We start from the raw sequence: 17,561 nt of genomic DNA on the forward strand, positions 1-17,561 counted from the left end.
GCTGATAATCTTGCGATCACCAGTCTTACCCCACAAGCACCCACACGAATTGCTTGATTCACTTGTTAAAGAACAGTTGGGTGAGCCTTTCGCCTCAACCAAGGCCGCGCATTCTACAGCAGCCCTACTCCCCGTCAAGCGCTTTTCGAAAACTTCTTTTCTACCTCAACCGCTTGCGTGCCACCGAACTCTTCGCTCTTCGCTCCGCCCGGCAGCGGGAGGCGAATCATACAGCATCAATTCCTGCTGTCAACCTCCCGAAGCTCGCTTCCCGCACCGACCAACATTGGCCTTCCGCCCCCTCCGAAACCCCGATAACCCTTTGATTATCAAGTGTTTTTTCGTTGGCTGCGCGCCGGAAGTGGTGCGCATTATAGGGACCTAATTTCAGCCGTCAACAGGCGAAGCGAAAAATATTTACTCGGCCTTCAGGTTAATGCGCGCGAATGCCTTACGCCCCGCTTGACAGACGTGCACAGCACCGAGCTTGAAGACGAAGCTGCGATCCACCACTTCACCGTCGACTCTGACGCCTCCGGAATTCAGCAGGTCGCGCGCGGAGGCCGCATTCTTCACCAGTCCGGCGCGATTGATCACCGCAGCAATCGGCAGATCCTCACCTGCCGTCAGCTCGACTTCCGGCAGGTCGTCCGGCAACTCGCCGTCCTTGAGGCGGTTGCCTGCCGCACGGTGCGCGGTGGCCGCGGCCTCTTCGCCGTGGAAGCGCGCCACGATCTCCTCAGCCAACTTGATCTTGATGTCCCGAGGGTTGGCGCCGCGCTCGACGTCGCGCTTGAACTCCTCGATCTCCGCCATGGAGCGGAAGCTGAGCAGCTCGAAGTAGCGCCACATCAGCGAGTCGGGGATGGACACCAGCTTGCCGTACATGACACCCGGCGGTTCCTGGATACCGACGTAGTTGCCCAGCGACTTGGACATCTTCTTCACACCGTCCAGCCCTTCGAGCAGCGGCATGGTGACGATGCACTGGGACTCCTGGCCGTAGGCGCGCTGCAGTTCGCGGCCCATCAGCAGGTTGAACTTCTGGTCGGTACCACCCAGCTCCACGTCGGCACGCAGAGCCACCGAGTCGTAGCCCTGAACCAGGGGATAGAGGAACTCGTGGATGGCGATCGGCTGGTTGCTGGTGTAGCGCTTGTGGAAGTCGTCGCGCTCGAGCATGCGCGCCACCGTGTACTGGGAAGCCAGGCGGATGAAGTCGGCCGGGGTCAGCTTGTCCATCCAGGTGGAGTTGAAGGCCACCTCGGTCTTTTCCGGGTCGAGGATCTTGAACACCTGAGCCTTATAGGTCTCGGCGTTCTCCAATACCTGCTCGCGGGTCAGCGGCGGACGGGTGACGCTCTTGCCGCTGGGATCACCGATCATCCCGGTGAAGTCACCGATCAGGAAGATCACCTGGTGCCCCAGCTCCTGGAACTGGCGAAGCTTGTTGATCAGCACTGTGTGTCCGAGGTGCAGGTCCGGCGCGGTCGGGTCGAAGCCCGCCTTGATGCGCAGGGGCTGGCCGCGCTTCAGCTTCTCCACCAGCTCCGATTCGACCAGGACCTCTTCCGCGCCACGCTTGATCAGCGCGAGCTGCTCTTCGACCGACTTCATGACAGGACTCGCCACCAACTGAAAACCAAAAGGGGGCCCAAACATACAAGATCGCGAACCAATTACAAGTTTGGCCCTCTCATCCATGCCATCTTGGCGGCGACCAATCCAAGGGTTGCCCCCGAGGGCTTTTGGTTATATTTTATACAGTTACTTCATCATCTTCATCTTCACCTTTTCTTTTTTCACCTTTTTTGAAGCCGCCCAATGACTACTAGAACGCCCGAATCACCGCCGGTTTACCCCAAAAGTCACCTACTAGCGGCGAGCGGCGTCGCGGCCCTGCTGAGTCTTGCACTTCTGGTTTTCCCCTCTCGCGAGGTCGAGGCCAAGCGCACCACCCTCAATCTGGATCTCGACAACGGCGTCGAACAGATCCTTCAGGAGAAGGATGACCTGCGACAGACGCTCAGCCTGGGGGAAAAAGACACCTCGCCCTTCGCCAACGTCGAGGGCGCCGACAATAACCAGAACAGCGCCCAGCAAGACAAGGAAGACCAGAACGACAACGGCTCCGCCGCCTCCACCTCCGAACCCCAGCCTCCTCAGGACTCCCGTTACCGCACGGTGACCGTGGCCAATGGCGACACCCTATCGACCCTGTTCGCCAAGGTGGGACTGGACGCCAACGAAATGCATGCGGCCCTGTCCAGCAGCAAGCAGGCCAAGCAGTTCAGCCACCTGAAGATCGGTCAGGTGCTGGAGTTCAAGCTTACCGAGGATGGCCGCCTGGAAAGCCTACACAGCCGGCTGTCCCCGCTGGAAAGCATTGCCCTGATTCGCAACGCCAAGGGCTTCCGTTTCGAACGCGAGACGACCAAGCCGGACGTGCGCAGCGCCTATGCGCGCGGCGTGATCAACAGCTCGCTGTTCCTCTCCGCCAAGCGCGCCGGACTGCCGCACAACCTCACCCTCGACCTGGCCAACGTGTTCGGCTACGACATCGACTTCGCCCAGGACATCCGCGAAGGCGACGAATTCGAGGTGATCTACGAGGAGAAGGTGGTGGACGGCCAGCGCGTCGGCACCGGGCACATCCTCGCCGCCCGCTTCACCAACCGTGGCAAGACCTACACCGCGGTGCGCTACACCAACAAGCAGGGCATCACCAGCTACTACACCGCCGACGGCAACAGCATGCGCAAGGCCTTCATCCGCACGCCGGTGGACTTCGCGCGGATCAGTTCGCGCTTCTCGCTGGGCCGCAAGCACCCGATCCTCAACAAGATCCGTGCCCACAAGGGGGTCGACTATGCAGCGCCACGCGGCACCCCGATCAAGGCGGCCGGTGACGGTAAGGTGATCCTCGCCGGTCGCCGTGGCGGCTACGGCAATGCGGTGATCATCCAGCACGGCAACAGCTACCGTACCCTGTATGGCCACATGCAGGGCTTCGCCAAGGGCATCCGTACCGGCAGCACCGTCAAGCAGGGCCAGATCATCGGCTACGTCGGCACCACCGGCCTATCCACCGGACCACACCTGCACTACGAGTTCCAGGTCAACGGTGTGCACGTCGACCCACTGAGCCAGAAACTGCCGATGGCTGACCCGATCGCCCGTTCCGAACGGCAGCGCTTCCTGCAGATGAGCAAGCCGATGCTGGCCCGCATGGATAAGGAACGCGCCACCATGCTGGCGATGAACAAGCAGCGCTGAGCCATGCCGCGCTACCTCGGCGTAATGTCCGGCACCAGCCTGGATGGGCTGGACATCGCCTTGATCGAACAGCAGGAGCGCCCGCGCCTGCTCGCCACTCATTACCTGCCGATGCCTGCCGAGCTACGCGAGGAGCTGCTCGCCCTCTGTGCGCCTGGTCCAGACGAACTAGCCCGCGCCGCCCTGGCCGAACGGTGCTGGGTAGAGCTGGCCGCCCACGGTATCGGCGAGCTGCTCGCGGCCCAGCAGCTTGAGCCCAGCGACATCCGCGCCATCGGCAGCCATGGCCAGACGGTACGCCATGAACCGGCACGCGGCTTCACCATCCAGATCGGCAACCCGGCCCTGCTCGCCGAACTGACCGGGGTCTGCGTGGTCGGCGACTTCCGTCGCCGCGACCTGGCCGCTGGCGGCCAAGGCGCGCCCCTGGTGCCGGCCTTCCACGAGGCGCTGTTCGACGACGGCCAGGCGCACCGCGCGGTCCTCAACGTCGGCGGCTTCAGCAACCTCAGCCTGATCGATCCCGGCCAACCGGTGCGTGGCTTCGACTGCGGCCCCGGCAACGTGCTGCTGGATGCCTGGATCAAGCGCCATCAGGGCCTCGACTTCGACCGCGACGGCGCCTGGGCGGCCAGCGGCCAGGTGCATGAGGAGCTGCTCGCCACCCTGCTCGGCGATCCCTTCTTCAGCGGGCGTGGCCCGAAAAGCACCGGCCGCGAGCTGTTCAACCTGCCCTGGCTGGACGCCCATCTGCAGCAGTTGCCGCCCATCGCCGCGAAGGACGTGCAGGCCACCCTGCTGGAGCTGACCGCGCGCAGCATCGTCGAGGCCCTGCAGGCAGCCCAGCGGGATACCGAGGAACTGCTGGTCTGCGGTGGCGGCGCGCGCAACGCGCGGCTCATGGAGCGTCTGGGCGAGCTGCTGCCCGCCTGCCGGGTATCCAGCACCGCGACCTACGGGGTGCCGCCGGACTGGGTCGAGGCGATGGCCTTCGCCTGGCTGGCGCACTGCTGTCTGGAAGGCATTCCGGCCAACCGCCCGAGCGTCACCGGAGCCCGTGGCCCGCGCGTGCTGGGCGCCATCTACCCGGCCTGAAAACGCGAACGCCGCACTCAAGGTGCGGCGTTCGGCATGGAAACAGGTGGATCAGATCGAGAAGGACGAACCGCAACCGCAGGTGGTGGTGGCGTTGGGGTTCTTGATCACGAAGCGGGAGCCTTCCAGGCCTTCCTGGTAGTCCACCTCGGCACCGACCAGATATTGGAAGCTCATGGGGTCGACCACCAGGCTGACGCCTTCGCGCTCGACCACGGTGTCGTCCTCGGAGACTTCCTCGTCGAAGGTGAAGCCGTACTGGAAGCCCGAGCAGCCACCGCCGGTGACGAACACCCGCAGCTTCAGACGCGGGTTGCCCTCTTCCTCGACCAGGGTCTTCACCTTTTGCGCCGCGCCCTCGGTGAACAGCAGGGGGGTGGGGGTGAAGGATTCAACGCTCATGCTGCAATTCTCCCGGCTCTCGCCGTCATGAATCATTGGGACTGGCGGCATTATCCGCTTTCCCCAGAAAAACGGTCAACTATTGACCGGCCAGCCTCTTCAACTTCCCTCAGGGCAGCAGCGCAGCATGGGACAGCCCCAGGCGCTCGTCCAACCCGAACAGGATGTTCATGTTCTGCACCGCCTGGCCGGAAGCGCCCTTGACCAGGTTGTCGATCACCGACAGGACCACCACCAGATCACCGCCCTGGGGCCGGTGCACGGCGATGCGGCAGACGTTGGCGCCGCGCACGCTGCGGGTTTCCGGATGGCTGCCGGCCGGCATGACATCGACGAAGGGTTCGTTGGCGTAGCGCTGCTCGTAAAGCTGCTGCAGGTCCACCGAGCGATCGGCGACGATGGCATAGAGGGTGGCATGGATGCCGCGAATCATCGGCGTCAGGTGCGGCACGAAGGTCAGCCCCACCTCTCCCTTGGCTGCACGACGCAGGCCTTGGCTGATTTCCGGCAGATGGCGATGCCCCTTCACCGCGTAGGCCATCATGCTTTCCCCGGCCTCGCAGAGCAGCGAGCCCACCTTGGCGCCACGCCCGGCACCGCTGACGCCGGACTTGCAGTCGGCGATCAGACGCATAGGATCGGCCAGACCGGCCTCCAGCAGAGGCAGGAAGCCCAGCTGGGTGGCGGTCGGGTAGCAGCCGGGCACGGCGATCAGACGCGCCTGGCGGATCTGCTCGCGGTTGACCTCCGGCAGGCCGTAGATCGCCTCGCCGAGCAGCTCGGGTGCACCATGAGGCTGGCCGTACCACTTGGCCCATTCCTCGGCGTCCTGCAGGCGAAAGTCGGCGGACAGGTCGATCACCCTGGTGCCCGCGTCCAGCAGCTCGCCGGCCAGGGCATGGGCGACGCCATGGGGCGTGGCGAAGAACACCACGTCGCAGGTTCCCAGGGTGGCCACGTCGGGCACGCTGAAGGCCAGGTCATCGTAGTGGCCGCGCAGGTTCGGGTACATGTCGGCGACCTTCACGCCCGCCTCGGAACGCGAGGTGATCACCGCCACCTCCGCCTGCGGATGCTGCGCCAGCAGGCGCAGCAGCTCCACGCCCGTATACCCCGTACCACCTACGATGCCGACCTTGATCATTTGTCCACCACTCCGCCCTGCCGGGCCCATCGGAAAAAATCGCAATCATAAGAGCCACGGGGCCCGCTGAACAGCGGCGAGCGCCCTGCGGGCAGGTGACGGCCGGCACACTGACCTTCTACTATCGGGAAAACCCGTCGTCATGAGGCCATCATGCTTTACCTGTGGATCAAAGCCCTGCACATCATCGCCGTTGTCTGCTGGTTCGCCGGCCTGTTCTACCTGCCACGCCTGTTCGTCTACCACGCGATGAGCCAGGACACGCTCAGCCGCGAGCGCTTCTGCACCATGGAGCGCAAGCTGTACCGCGGCATCATGCTGCCCTCGATGATCGCCACCCTGGTGTTCGGCCTCTGGCTGCTGCACCTGAATCCGGCCTGGCTGAAGATGGGCTGGCTGCACGCCAAGCTGCTGCTGGTGCTGCTGCTGATCGGCTACCACCACGTCTGTGGAGCCCAGCTGAAGCGCTTCGCCCGCGGCGAGAACCCGCGCAGCCACGTGTTCTACCGCTGGTTCAACGAGGTGCCGGTGCTGTTCCTGCTGGCCATCGTCATCCTAGTGGTGGTCAAACCCTTCTGAGTCCGACACGAGAGGAAAACGCCATGTCCCTGCCTGCCCTGCTCGAAGGTCGTCTGCGCCTGCCGGTAGTCGCCGCGCCCATGTTCCTGGTGTCCAATCCGAAACTGGTGCTGGCCTGCTGCAACAACGGTGTGGTGGGCAGCTTCCCGGCCCTCAACCAGCGCGAGAGCGGCGGTTTCAAGGCCTGGCTGGAGGAAATCGAGGCCGGCCTGGAAGACGATGGCGCGCCCTACGCGGTCAATCTGATCGTCCACTACACTAACCCGCGCCTGCAGGCCGACCTGGCGATCTGCGTGGACCACAAGGTGCCTATCGTGATCACCAGCCTCGGCGCGGTGCAGGAGGTGGTGGATGCGGTGCACGGCTACGGCGGCCTGGTATTCCATGACGTGACCACCCGGCGCCACGCCGAGAAAGCCGCCGAGGCCGGGGTGGACGGGCTGATCGCGGTGGCCGCCGGCGCCGGCGGACATGCCGGGACCTGGAGCCCGTTCGCGCTGATCGCCGAGATCCGCCAGTTCTTCGACAAGACTCTGCTGCTCTCCGGCTGTCTCAACCACGGCCACGAGGTACTCGCCGCCCAGGTGCTGGGCGCCGACCTGGCGTACATGGGCACTCGCTTCATCGCTACCCGGGAAAGCGCCGCCGAGGAGGCCTACAAGCAGATGATCCTCGACGCCAAGGCCGCCGACATCATCCACACCCCGGCGGTATCCGGGGTGCCGGCGAGCTTCATGCGGCAGAGCCTGGAGCGCGCCGGCTACGACATGAAGCGCCTGCAGGACAAGGCCGACATCAACTACGGCGAGAAGCTCAAGCCGCTCAACGACGAGGCCAAGGCCTGGAAGTCCGTGTGGTCGGCCGGTCAGGGGGTCGGCGCGATCGACGACCTGCCCAGCGTCGGCGAGCTGATCGAGCGCCTCGACCGCGAGTACCGCGAAGCCCGGAAGCGCGCGTTCTTCCTGCACTGAGGCGCCGCCCGACGTGATGGCAAAGTGCTTGGCAGCGCACAGACCGGACGGCTACCCTGTGGCTGAATGTCCCGCCCACCCCGACTCCAGGCTGACAAGGAAGCCCGCATGAGCGAACCTCGCTACAAGATCGTGTTCGACGGCGAACTGCTGCCGAACATGTCTCTCGACACCGTCAAGGACAACTTCGCCCGACTGTTCAAGCTGGACCCCGCCCGCGTCGAACCCTTGTTCGGCCGGCGCGCCGTGGTGCTCAAGCGCGACCTCTCGGCCAACGACGCGGACAAGTACCTCAGCGTCCTGGAACGCGCCGGCGCGCTGGTCCGCAAGGAACAGGACCTGGCAGCCAGCCTGACCCTGGCGCCGACCGACGAAGAGAAGCAAGAGGAGGCTGCGGCCCAGCCCTGCGAGACCATGCGCTGCCCGAAGTGCGGTCACGAGCAGCCCAAGTCCGGCGAATGCTCGGCCTGCGGGATCATCATCGAGAAATACTTGGCGCGCCAGGCGCAACAGCCGCAGACGGGCACCAACGACGGCCGCGTGCCGGCCGGCAGTCCGTCGCCCTATGCCCCGCCGCAGGCGCGGGTCGGCGAGGAGCTGCCGGAATTTGGCGAGCTGCGCCCCTTCACCACCGACGGGCGGATCGGTCGCCTGCGCTACCTGGCCTGGTCGCTGGTGCTGGCGGTCGCCGGCGCCGTGCTGTTCGCCGTGGCCGGGATCGGCATGGCCATCCACGTGGCCGTCGGTTCCCTACTGATCGCCGCGGCGTCCATCGCCCTCTGCGTGGTGGCGGTGATGATCGGCGTGCAGCGCCTGCACGACATCGGCTGGTCCGGCTGGCTGCTGCTGCTCAATCTGGTGCCGGTGGTCGGCAGCGTGTTCTCGCTGCTGATGCTGCTGATGCCCGGCAGCGTCGGCGCCAACCGCTACGGCCCGCCGCCGCCGGCCAACAGCACGGCGGTCAAGGTGCTCGCCGCGCTCTGGCTGATCCCCATCGCTGCGCTGCTGCTGGCCCTGGTGTTCGGCGGTTTCGCGGCCATCACCGGCATGCTGCCGCCGGTCTGACCCCAAGTCCGAGAGAGAAGTGCCTCGTTATGCCCTGATCACCGGCGCATCCCGCGGCCTCGGCCTGGCCCTGGCCGAGGCGCTGGCCCGGCGCGGGCGTAACCTGATCCTGGTGGCCCGTCAGCGTGAGGCGCTGGAAAGCATCGCCTGCGAACTCACCCAGCGCTTCGGCATCGAGGTGCTGTTCCGCACCTGCAACCTGGCCAATCCGCTGCAGCTGACCGGCCTGCTCCAGGAGCTGGAGGAAAGCGGCCTGGTCATCGACCTGCTGGTCAACGGCGCCGGCAGCGGCCTCGCCGGGCCCTTCCTGGCCCACGACTGGGGCGACGAGCAGCGGCTGCTGGAACTCAACGTCCTGGCCCTCACCCGCCTGTGCCACGGCATCGGCAACCTGATGGTCGCCGCCGGCGGCGGGCAGATCCTCAACGTGGCCTCACTGACGGCCTTCCAGCCGGGCCCCTGGTTGAGCAGCCACTGCGCCAGCGCCGCCTACGTGCTGCACCTCTCGGAAAGCCTCCGCGAGGAGTTCAAGGACTACGGGGTGAAGGTCTCGGTGCTCTGCCCCGGCCCGGTGCCGACCGCCTTCTTCCGCCTCACCGGGCTGGACGAACAGCGCCTGCGCCATAGCAGGCTGCTGCTCAGCCCCGAGGAGGTGGCCCTGCATGCGGTCCGGGCCCTGGACCGCGACCGCGCGCTGATTATCCCCGGCTGGCGCAACCGCCTGGTGGCCAGCCTGCACCGCCTGCTGCCACGCGCCCTGGTGCGCTGGACAGTCGGCCGCCTGTACCGTTCGCTGCTCAGTCGGCGCTGACCGTCCGTCCCTGTGCCCAGGCACGCAAGGCGGCAAGGCGTTCGGCCATCAGCACGGAAAGCGGCACCGTGCCTTGCGCGGTGGCCAGCAGCAGGGCCTGGTCGACCGCCTGCTGGCGGGCCTGGGCGGCGTACACCGCGCTGACCACTACCTGCTCGATCTCCGCGCCGGAGAAGCCCTCGCTGGCCGCCGCCAGCTGCTCCAGATCGAACTGCTGGGGCTCCAGCTCGCGGCGTTTGAGATGGATACGGAAGATCTCCGCACGCACCGCGGCACCCGGCAAGTCGACGAAGAACACCTCGTCGAAGCGCCCCTTGCGCACCAGCTCCGCCGGCAGCCGCTCGATGGCGTTGGCGGTGGCCACGGCGAACACCGGGGCCTTGCGCTCGGCCAGCCAGGTCAGCAGGGTACCGAGCACCCGCTGGCTGACCCCGCCGTCGTGATCACCGCTGGCCAGGCCCTTCTCGACCTCGTCCATCCACAGCACGCAGGGCGCCATCTGCTCGGCCAGACGCAGGGCCTCGCGGAGGTTGCGCTCGGTCTCGCCGAAGTACTTGTTGTACAGGCAGGCGAAGTCCAAACGCAGCAGCGGCAGCCCCCAGAGCCCGGCCACCGCCTTGGCCGCCAGGCTCTTGCCGGAGCCCTGTACGCCGACCAGCAATACGCCGCGCGGGGCGTCCAGCCCCTTGTGGTCGGCCAGGAAGGCACTCTGCCGCTCGGCCAGCCAGCGCTTGAGACTGGCCAGCCCGCCGACCTCGGCGAAGCGCGCGGTATCCGACTCGAAGCTAAGCACGCCGTCCAGATCGAGGAGCTGGAACTTGGTGCGGTTCAACTCGGGCAGATCCTCCTGGGTGATAGCGCCGTCGTCGCAGATCAGGTTGCGCGCCAGCAGGCGCGCCTCACCGTGGCTGAGCCCGCGCAGGTTCTTCACCACCTGGCGCAGGGTACGATTATCGGTGCGCACCCGGGCGCCGTTGTTGCGCTCGCTCCAGCGCGCCGCCTCCTCGCGGACGATGGCCAACAGCTCATCCTCGGAGGGCAGCGACAGGCTGAAGCGCGCCGCATAGCGCTGCACTTCAGGGGGCAACCTGAGGGCATGGGAGACCAGCACCAGAGTCGGCCGCTGGGCCCCCTCGGCCATGGCGATCTCCTTGAGCAGGCGCACCAGCCGGGGGTTATCGGCGAGAAAGGGATGCAGGTCGCAGAACACGTAGAGGTTGGCCTGCGGGTCGTGCTTGACCAGCTTGAGGGCCGCCTCGGGGTCCTGGGTCGGCTCGCTGCCCAGCGGTTCGCCGCCGAAGCCCAGGCGCCGCACGCCCTCAGTCACCGACCAGGTAAAAAGGCCGAGACCACGCTTGATGGCCAGCCCGGTGAGGGTCTCCAGGACCCGGGGCTCGTCCCAGGACTCGATGACGATCAGCTTCACCTTCGACTCGAGGACCAGGCCGAGGTCATGGATGTCGTTCTTCACCGTCGCTCCTTGTCTGCTGGCCGCGGCCGCAGCCGGCCGCTACACTCGGACAGCTGCCGAATGAGGAGGAGTCATCCGTGGACTGTCTGTTCTGCAAGATCGTCGCCGGGGAGATTCCCTCGCGCAAGCTGTACGAAGACGAACATGTGATCGCCTTCTACGATATCGCCCCCCCAGGCGCCGGTGCATTTCTTGGTGGTGCCACGCAAGCACATCGCCACCCTCGACGACCTGCAGGAAGAGGACAAGCCGCTGGCCGGCCACATCCTCTACACCGCCCAGCGCCTGGCCAGGGAACGGGGCTGCGAGGAAGGCTTCCGGGTGGTGATGAACTGCCGGGAGCTGGCCGGGCAGAGCGTCTTCCACATCCACATGCACGTACTCGGCCAGCGGCGGATGGCCTGGCCGCCAGGCTGATCGCGATCAAGCCGCTGCCGGGCGCATGGGGTAAACTGCCCGCCACAGAGAGTTCCGGAGGTGCCCCATGGCTACCGAACGCCACTACTCCCCCGCCGATCGCCTGCTGCTGCAGGCCGACGCCGCGCTGCGCACCCTGCTGCCATTCAGCGGCCAGCCCTACCGGCCTTCGCCGGCAGTCACCGAGCCCGAGGCCGAGCTCGACGCGGACGATGCCCGCCACGTCGCCGGGCTGATGCGCATCAACCACACCGGCGAGGTTTGCGCCCAGGCGCTGTACCAGGGCCAGGCGCTGACCGCCAAACTGCCGGAAGTGCGCCAGGCGATGGAGAAGGCCGCCGAGGAGGAGATTGACCATCTGGCCTGGTGCGAGCAGCGGATCCGCGAGCTGGGCAGCCGGCCGAGCCTGCTCAACCCGCTGTTCTACGGCATGTCCTTCGGTATCGGCGCGCTCGCCGGGCTGGTCAGCGACCGCGTCAGCCTGGGCTTCGTCGCCGCCACCGAGCAGCAGGTGTGCAAGCACCTGGACGAGCACCTGGCGCAACTGCCGGCCGAGGACAGGAAGTCCCGGGCGATCCTCGAACAGATGCGCGAGGACGAGCAGCAGCATGCCGAGAACGCCCTGGAAGCCGGCGGGTTGCGCTTCCCGGCGCCGGTACGCTTCGGCATGACCCTGCTGTCCAAGGTGATGACCAAGAGCACCTACCGGATCTGAATCTTCCGGACACGAAGAAGCCGCCCTCAGGCGGCTTCTTCGTTTCGGCCAGGGCGCTCAGCCCAGCTCGACGATCTCGTAGTCGTGGGTGATCGCCACGCCAGCACGGCCGAGCATGATCGACGCCGAGCAGTACTTCTCAGCCGACAGCTCAACCGCGCGCTTGACCTGTGCCTCCTTGAGGCCGCGGCCCTTGATCACGAAGTGCACGTGGATCCTGGTGAACACCTTGGGATCCTCGCCAGCCCGCTCGGCATCCAGGAAGGCCTCGCAACTCTCCACCGGCTGACGGGATTTCTTCAGGATGCTGACTACGTCGAAGCTGGTGCAACCGCCAAGCCCCAGCAGCATCATCTCCATGGGCCGCACGCCGAGATTGCGCCCGCCGTTCTCCGGCGGGCCGTCCATGACGACCACGTGCCCACTGCCGGACTCGCCCAGGAACATGGCCTCGCCGGCCCACTGGATACGCGCTTTCATTGACACGACTCCGCTGAAAAAAGGGCCGCCAGCTTACCACAGCACTTCCGGATGGCTGAGTGCCGGTTTACGGGGCGGGCGCCCTGTGCGAATGTTAGCTTCGTCGCAAAATCGACTGCAGCCGGCGAATGGCTGTTAAGCTGGCGTCGGTTTACTGGCACACTGGTTCAAATAACCCAGAGGGTCGCGGAGGTTTCGCAGCAGTTGCCTGCAACTACCACGGCCTCTCCATAAAAAACCCGGGCGTGTCATCAATCCTTCCTCGAGCCGTTTCGGTGCCAGCTTCACGCAACCTCCGGGCTCTGCGCGAAGGCAAGTCCCGAGCTCAGTTGCTGGGTGACGGCACCGCAGGGGAAGGATCGATGACCTGCCCAGGGAATAACGAAGATCTGCACACTTTTTTGGGGGCTCGGGCATGGTAGCGATCTCGCTTTCACCCAAGATCAAGCATCTCGACAAACTTCTCGCACACTGTCACCGCCGTCGTTACACCGCCAAAAGCACCATCATCTACGCAGGCGATCGCTGCGAAACCCTGTTCTTCATCATCAAGGGCTCGGTGACCATCCTCATCGAGGATGACGACGGCCGCGAGATGATCATCGCCTACCTGAACGCCGGCGACTTCTTCGGCGAGATGGGCCTGTTCGACAAGGAAGGCAGCGAGAAGGAACGCAGCGCCTGGGTGCGCGCCAAGACCGAGTGCGAGGTGGCGGAGATCAGCTACGCCAAGTTCCGCGAGCTGACCCAGCAGGATCCGGAGATCCTCTACGCGCTGGGCAGCCAGATGGCCGACCGCCTGCGCAACACCACCCGCAAGGTCGGCGACCTGGCCTTCCTCGATGTCACCGGACGGGTCGCCCGCACCCTGCTCGACCTGTGCAAGCAGCCGGACGCCATGACCCACCCGGACGGCATGCAGATCAAGATCACCCGCCAGGAGATCGGCCGCATCGTCGGCTGCTCGCGGGAGATGGTCGGTCGCGTGCTCAAGTCCTTGGAGGAACAGGGCCTAGTACACGTCAAGGGCAAGACCATGGTGGTGTTCGGCACCCGCTGAATCTGCTGGGACCACGACGAAAAACGCCGCTTTCGAGCGGCGTTTTTCGTTTCCGGTGGATCGTGGGAAGCCGGCTCAGTCCGGATCGCTGATCGACACCACCCGGCGCTCCGGGAAGAACAGCCGCTGCAGCTCGGCGCCCGGGTTGTCGGCGCGCATGAAGGCCTCGCCGACCAGGAAGCCGTAGACCTCGTTGATCTTCATCAGCTCGACGTCGGCGCGATTGAGGATGCCGCTCTCGGTGACCACCATGCGCTCGCGGGGAATGCGCGGGAGCAGGTCCAGGGTGGTCTCCAGGCTGACTTCGAAGGTGTGCAGGTTGCGGTTGTTGATGCCCACCAGCGGGGTATCCAGGGTGTTCAGCGCACGCTCCAGCTCGTCACCATCATGCACCTCGACCAGCACGTCCAGCCCCACCCCCTTGGCCACCGCGGCCAGCTCGGCCATCTGCGCGTCGCTCAACGCGGAGACGATCAGCAGCACGCAGTCGGCGCCCAGGGCACGGGCCTCGACGATCTGGTAGGGGTCGATCATGAAGTCCTTGCGGATCACCGGCAGCGCGCAGGCCGCTCGGGCCTCCTGCAGGTAGCGGTCGGCGCCCTGGAAGAAGTCGACGTCGGTGAGCACTGACAGACAGGTCGCCCCACCCTCCTCGTAGCTGCGGGCGATGGCTGCCGGGACGAAGTCCTCGCGCAGCACGCCCTTGCTCGGCGAAGCCTTCTTGACCTCGGCGATCACCGCCGGCTGCTTGCGCGCGGCCTGCTCCAGCATGGCCCGGGCAAAGCCGCGCGGCGCCGGGGCGGCGCAGGCGGCACGCTCCAGCTCGGCGAGGCTGACCAGCGCGCGACGCTCGGCGACCTCCTCGGCCTTGCGGGCGAGGATCTTGTTCAGGACGGTGGGGGCACTCACGCTCGATTCTCCTCGCGGAACACGCCGGTGAAGGCGGCCAGTTCATCCATTTTTTCCCGCGCCAGGCCCGTGTGCAGGGCATCGTGGGCGAGCTGCACGCCTTCGTGCAGGCTGGTCGCCAGATCGGCGGCATAGAGCGCCGCGCCGGCGTTCAGCACGATCAGGTCGGCGGCCTTGCGACCGCTCTCGGTCCTGCGCCGCCCCAGGGCGTCGCGAATCAGCTCCAGGGAAGCCTGCGGGCCGTCCACTTCCAGGCCCATCAGGGTCTGGCTGTGCAGGCCGACGTCCTCGGGACGCAACTCGTACTCGCGCACCTCGTCGTCCTTCAGCTCGGCGACGTGGGTCGGCGCCGCCAGGCTGAACTCATCCAGGCCGTCGCGCGAGTGCACCACCAGCACGTGCCGGCTGTCCAGGCGCTTGAGCACCTCGGCCAGCGGCCGGCACAGCGCCTGGGTGAAGACCCCGACCACCTGGTGCTTGACCCCGGCCGGGTTGGTCAGCGGGCCGAGCATGTTGAACAGGGTACGCAGGCCAAGCTCGCGGCGCGGCCCGGCGGCATGACGCATGGCCTGGTGGTGGACCTGGGCGAACATGAAGCCGACGCCCACCGCTTCGATGCAGCGCGCCACCTGCTCCGGAGTCAGTTCCAGGTAGATGCCGGCCGCCTCCAGCAGGTCGGCGCTGCCGCTCTTGCTGGACACCGCGCGGTTGCCGTGCTTGGCCACCTTGCCGCCGGCCGCGGCGACCACGAAGGCGGAGGCCGAGGAGACGTTGAAGATGTTGGCGCCGTCGCCGCCGGTACCGACGATGTCGACCACGTGATCCAGGCTGGAAAGCTCAACCTTGCTGGCCAGCTCGCGCATCACGCTGACCGCGCCGGCGATCTCCTCGATGGTCTCGCTCTTCATCCGCATGCCCATCAGGAAGGCGCCGATCTGCGCGTCGGTGCACTGGCCGGTCATGATCTGGCGCATGACCGCCTGCATTTCCTCGGTGGTCAGATCCAGCTGGTTGGCCACCCGGTTCAGTGCCGTCTTGATGTCCATCTCAGCGTACCCCGCCCTGCTGCTTGAGGAAGTTGGCGAACAGCTCATGGCCCTGCTCGGATAGGATGGATTCCGGGTGGAACTGCACGCCCTCGATGTTCAGGGTCTTGTGGCGCAGGCCCATGATCTCGTCGATCGAGCCGTCCGCGTGCTGGGTCCAGGCGGTGATCTCCAGGCACTCGGGCAGGGTCTCGCGCTTGACCACCAGGGAATGGTAGCGGGTCACGGTGAGCGGGTTCTTGAGTCCTTCGAACACCCCGCTGTCGCTGTGGAACACCGGGCTGGTCTTGCCGTGCATCACCTGGCGGGCGCGCACCACGTCGCCACCAAACGCCTGGCCGATGCTCTGGTGGCCGAGGCAGACTCCGAGGATCGGCAGCTTGCCGCCGAAGTGGCGGATCACCTCCAGGGACACCCCGGCCTCGTTGGGGGTGCAGGGGCCGGGGGAGATCACGATGCGCTCGGGCTTCAGGGCCTCGATCTCGGCGACCGTCAACTCGTCGTTGCGCACCACGTGGACGTCCGCGCCCAGTTCGCCGAGGTACTGCACCACGTTGTAGGTAAAGGAATCGTAGTTATCAATCATCAGCAACATGGCGACATCCTCAGGCGTGGTTCTTGTGGCTGTGTTCGGCCAGGGCGACCGCGCGGAACATGGCGCGGCGCTTGTTGATGGTCTCTTCCCACTCCAGGGCTGGCACCGAGTCGGCGACGATGCCGCCGCCGGCCTGCACGTGCAGCTCGCCGTTCTTGATCACCGCCGTGCGGATGGCGATGGCGGTGTCCATGTTGCCGTTCCACGCCAAGTAGCCGACCGCTCCGCCGTAGACGCCACGCTTGACCGGCTCCAGCTCGTCGATGATCTCCATGGCGCGGATCTTCGGCGCGCCGGAGAGGGTCCCGGCCGGGAGGATGGCACGCAGCGCGTCCATCGCCGAGAGACCCGGCTTCAGCTGGCCGCTGACGTTGGAAACGATGTGCATGACGTTGGAGTAACGCTCGATCACCATCTTCTCGGTGAGCTTCACCGTACCGATCTGCGCGACCCGGCCGACATCGTTGCGGCCCAGGTCGATGAGCATCAGGTGCTCGGCGATCTCCTTGGCGTCGGAGAGCAGATCCTCCTCCAGGGCCCGGTCGGCTTCCTCGGTGGCGCCGCGCGGCCGGGTGCCGGCGATCGGCCGCACGGTGACCTGACCATCCTCGACCCGCGCCAGCACCTCCGGGGAGGAGCCCACCACGTGGAAGTCGCCGAAGTTGAAGAAGTACATGTAGGGGGTCGGGTTGAAGCAGCGCAGCGCCCGGTACAGGTCGATGGGCGCGGCCTCGAAGGCAATGCTCATGCGCTGCGAAGGCACCACCTGCATGCAGTCGCCGGCGAGGATGTATTCCTTGATGGTCTCCACCGAGCGTTCGTAGTCCTCACGAGTGAAGCTGGAGCGGAAGCTCGGCTCGGGGGCGTTCACCGCACTGAAGTCCAGGCCCCGGCGCGGCGCCAGCGGCTGACGCAGGCCGTCGAGCAGCGCCTCCAGGCGGGCCTGGCCGGCCTCGTAGGCGTTCGGTTCGCCGGGATCGACCAGGACGATGGCGTGCAGCTTGCCAGCCAGGTTGTCGAACACTACCACCGAGTCGGAGACCATCAGCAGGATGTCCGGATTGCCGATCGGGTCCGGGTTCGGGCAGCGCGCCAGGCGCTTCTCCACGTAGCGCACGCAGTCGTAGCCGAAGTAGCCGACCAGGCCGCCGTTGAAGCGCGGCAGGCCGGGGATGCTCGGCACCCGGTAGCGGGCCTTGAAGGCCTCGACGAAGGCCAGCGGGTCCTCGCACTCCAGGCTTTCGATCTCCTCGCCGTCGCGGGTCACGCTGACCCGCTGCTCGTAGGCGCGCAGCACGGTACGGCAGGGCAGGCCGATGATCGAGTAGCGGCCCCATTTCTCGCCACCCTGCACGGACTCCAGCAGGTAGGTGTTGGACGCGTCGGCCAGCTTGAGGTAGATGGACAGCGGGGTGTCGAAGTCGGCGAGGACTTCGCGGGCAAGCGGGATGCGGTTGTAGCCGGCAGCAGCCAGGCGCTGGAATTCTTCGCGGGTCATGAGCAGCCTCGTGGCAATCAGGAGGAT

17 protein-coding genes and 1 pseudogene are annotated in these 17,561 nt (G+C 66.1%); 9 read left to right on the forward strand and 9 right to left on the reverse strand.

Annotated features, from left to right (window positions below):
* Nucleotides 1–417: 417 nt before the first annotated feature.
* Complete coding sequence (tyrS, locus tag H165_RS0115235) at nt 418–1,617, reverse strand: tyrosine--tRNA ligase (protein WP_017939806.1); 1,200 nt, start codon at nt 1,615–1,617, stop codon at nt 418–420.
* A 207-nt stretch (nt 1,618–1,824) separates the two neighbouring features.
* Here tyrS and H165_RS0115240 point away from each other — a divergent pair, with 207 nt between their 5' ends.
* Together H165_RS0115240 and H165_RS0115245 are read left to right on the forward strand one after the other, a co-directional pair.
* Nucleotides 1,825–3,276 (forward strand): peptidoglycan DD-metalloendopeptidase family protein, encoded by a 1,452-nt coding sequence (locus tag H165_RS0115240; protein WP_017939807.1) that lies wholly within the window; start codon nt 1,825–1,827, stop codon nt 3,274–3,276.
* A gap of 3 nt (nt 3,277–3,279) precedes the next feature.
* Nucleotides 3,280–4,371: an anhydro-N-acetylmuramic acid kinase gene (locus H165_RS0115245; RefSeq protein WP_017939808.1), complete on the forward strand. Its 1,092-nt coding sequence runs from the start codon at nt 3,280–3,282 to the stop codon at nt 4,369–4,371.
* A 51-nt stretch (nt 4,372–4,422) separates the two neighbouring features.
* Here the strand turns inward: H165_RS0115245 and erpA are convergent, their stop codons facing one another.
* Both erpA and argC read right to left on the reverse strand, forming a co-directional pair.
* Complete coding sequence (gene erpA, locus H165_RS0115250) at nt 4,423–4,773, reverse strand: iron-sulfur cluster insertion protein ErpA (protein ID WP_017939809.1); 351 nt, start codon at nt 4,771–4,773, stop codon at nt 4,423–4,425.
* Between the two features lie 109 nt (nt 4,774–4,882).
* Nucleotides 4,883–5,917, reverse strand: coding sequence for an N-acetyl-gamma-glutamyl-phosphate reductase (gene argC / locus H165_RS0115255; RefSeq protein ID WP_017939810.1), 1,035 nt, complete (start codon nt 5,915–5,917; stop codon nt 4,883–4,885).
* 153 nt (nt 5,918–6,070) lie between these two features.
* On the opposite strand from argC, the gene hemJ reads away from it, so the two are divergent.
* From hemJ to H165_RS0115275, 4 genes are all read left to right on the forward strand, one after another.
* Nucleotides 6,071–6,496: a protoporphyrinogen oxidase HemJ gene (gene hemJ, locus H165_RS0115260; protein WP_017939811.1), complete on the forward strand. Its 426-nt coding sequence runs from the start codon at nt 6,071–6,073 to the stop codon at nt 6,494–6,496.
* Nucleotides 6,497–6,519: 23 nt separating this feature from the next.
* Nucleotides 6,520–7,467 carry an NAD(P)H-dependent flavin oxidoreductase gene (locus tag H165_RS0115265; RefSeq protein WP_017939812.1) on the forward strand — a complete coding sequence of 316 codons (948 nt, stop codon included), beginning with the start codon at nt 6,520–6,522 and terminating at the stop codon, nt 7,465–7,467.
* A 108-nt stretch (nt 7,468–7,575) separates the two neighbouring features.
* Nucleotides 7,576–8,532 (forward strand): DUF805 domain-containing protein, encoded by a 957-nt coding sequence (locus tag H165_RS0115270; RefSeq protein WP_017939813.1) that lies wholly within the window; start codon nt 7,576–7,578, stop codon nt 8,530–8,532.
* Nucleotides 8,533–8,551: 19 nt separating this feature from the next.
* On the forward strand, nt 8,552–9,343 hold the full coding sequence (locus H165_RS0115275) for an SDR family NAD(P)-dependent oxidoreductase (RefSeq protein WP_017939814.1): 792 nt from the start codon (nt 8,552–8,554) through the stop codon (nt 9,341–9,343).
* On the opposite strand, the gene H165_RS0115280 is transcribed toward H165_RS0115275, so the two are convergent.
* Complete coding sequence (locus H165_RS0115280; protein ID WP_017939815.1) at nt 9,330–10,814, reverse strand: AAA family ATPase; 1,485 nt, start codon at nt 10,812–10,814, stop codon at nt 9,330–9,332. The genes H165_RS0115275 and H165_RS0115280 overlap by 14 nt on opposite strands.
* Before the next feature lie 77 nt (nt 10,815–10,891).
* Here H165_RS0115280 and H165_RS18675 point away from each other — a divergent pair.
* Nucleotides 10,892–11,231 (forward strand): annotated as a pseudogene (locus H165_RS18675) (histidine triad nucleotide-binding protein).
* 67 nt (nt 11,232–11,298) lie between these two features.
* Nucleotides 11,299–11,946: a 2-polyprenyl-3-methyl-6-methoxy-1,4-benzoquinone monooxygenase gene (gene coq7, locus H165_RS0115290; protein ID WP_017939817.1), complete on the forward strand. Its 648-nt coding sequence runs from the start codon at nt 11,299–11,301 to the stop codon at nt 11,944–11,946.
* A 57-nt stretch (nt 11,947–12,003) separates the two neighbouring features.
* Here coq7 and H165_RS0115295 read toward each other — a convergent pair whose 3' ends face one another.
* Entirely contained in the window at nt 12,004–12,426 is a 423-nt protein-coding gene (locus H165_RS0115295) for an OsmC family protein (protein ID WP_017939818.1), read from the reverse strand.
* 415 nt (nt 12,427–12,841) lie between these two features.
* Between H165_RS0115295 and crp the strand changes: the two genes are divergently transcribed.
* The gene (gene crp, locus H165_RS0115300) at nt 12,842–13,486 is read left to right on the forward strand and encodes a cAMP-activated global transcriptional regulator CRP (protein WP_017939819.1); all 645 of its coding nucleotides are present in this window, start codon (nt 12,842–12,844) and stop codon (nt 13,484–13,486) included.
* A gap of 75 nt (nt 13,487–13,561) precedes the next feature.
* Here crp and trpC read toward each other — a convergent pair whose 3' ends face one another.
* The 4 genes from trpC to trpE are packed head-to-tail and all read right to left on the reverse strand — an operon-like array spanning nt 13,562 to nt 17,534.
* Entirely contained in the window at nt 13,562–14,395 is an 834-nt protein-coding gene (trpC, locus tag H165_RS0115305) for an indole-3-glycerol phosphate synthase TrpC (RefSeq protein WP_017939820.1), read from the reverse strand.
* Nucleotides 14,392–15,441: an anthranilate phosphoribosyltransferase gene (gene trpD, locus H165_RS0115310; RefSeq protein ID WP_017939821.1), complete on the reverse strand. Its 1,050-nt coding sequence runs from the start codon at nt 15,439–15,441 to the stop codon at nt 14,392–14,394. The genes trpC and trpD overlap by 4 nt, the downstream gene beginning before the upstream one ends.
* A gap of 1 nt (nt 15,442) precedes the next feature.
* Nucleotides 15,443–16,036 carry an aminodeoxychorismate/anthranilate synthase component II gene (locus H165_RS0115315; RefSeq protein ID WP_017939822.1) on the reverse strand — a complete coding sequence of 198 codons (594 nt, stop codon included), beginning with the start codon at nt 16,034–16,036 and terminating at the stop codon, nt 15,443–15,445.
* 10 nt (nt 16,037–16,046) lie between these two features.
* Nucleotides 16,047–17,534: an anthranilate synthase component I gene (trpE, locus tag H165_RS0115320; RefSeq protein WP_017939823.1), complete on the reverse strand. Its 1,488-nt coding sequence runs from the start codon at nt 17,532–17,534 to the stop codon at nt 16,047–16,049.
* Nucleotides 17,535–17,561 lie beyond the last annotated feature (27 nt).

This window comes from Pseudomonas thermotolerans DSM 14292, from assembly GCF_000364625.1.
GTDB lineage: Bacteria > Pseudomonadota > Gammaproteobacteria > Pseudomonadales > Pseudomonadaceae > Aquipseudomonas > Aquipseudomonas thermotolerans.